Source organism: Oleiphilus sp. HI0123 (assembly GCF_001635315.1).
The window spans coordinates 1-745 of sequence record NZ_LWGE01000476.1; the positions used below are offsets into that span (position 1 = coordinate 1).

General features: G+C 45.6%; 2 protein-coding genes. Both read right to left on the bottom strand.

From position 1 onward, the window contains the following. On the bottom strand, nucleotides 1-244 hold a 244-nt coding region (locus A3761_RS25440), incomplete at its 3' end, for a transposase zinc-binding domain-containing protein (protein ID WP_197470253.1). A 203-nt stretch (nucleotides 245-447) separates the two neighbouring features. After that, nucleotides 448-745 (bottom strand): RsmE family RNA methyltransferase (locus A3761_RS04540; protein WP_156491592.1); only part of this gene is annotated, 298 nt, incomplete at its 5' end.

Genomic DNA, 745 nt, shown 5'->3' on the forward strand with positions numbered 1-745 from the left:
CCAATCGTTCATGATGGCAATCCTCGCAGCGGACACGCAAAAAGCCATATTCCAGCCGACCACATTGGAGAAAATCTTCGAACTCTCTCTGAACGTAACGAGGCAAGCTTTGTCCCTGACCCTCCAACGAGGACTTAAAGACAGGATAATGTTCCTGAACCAATTGATAGAGGAGCGTCTTTTCGGGCTGATGGCGTTCATAGTATGGTGCTTGACTCGCCCAGACATTCCTTGCCGGTGACATGAGCATCCTCCTTGATACTGTTTATGCATACAGCATATAGAAGAAGCTTCACTTAGCGAATATTGGCCGTAATTTTGTAAAAACAGTCCAACTGTTATGTCCGCTTATCTCACTTTCCAGAAGTAACCGATCAGATCAATATTGGCCAAAAAATCCTTGTTTATCGATCAGTCATGAAGGTCCGTTTTGCGGACAAAATTACCCTAGAATGTTGACCCAAATAGACGCGAGATCAATACGGGTACGGCAGTCTCTACGCGTAGAATTCTTTCGCCTAAATGAACTCCTTCAAAACCGGCTTCTTTGAGCTTGTTTACTTCATACTCAGTAAAGCCACCTTCGGGGCCGATGATTAAGGTGCAGGCTTCTTCGAGATGATGTGGGCAGACCTGTTCTTCTCTAGGGTGGGCGACTAGTTGGCGTGTACCTTTGGAAAGTGCAGGTAATTCATCTTCAACAAAGGGCTTGAAGCGCTTTTTGATATGAATTTCGGGCATCACG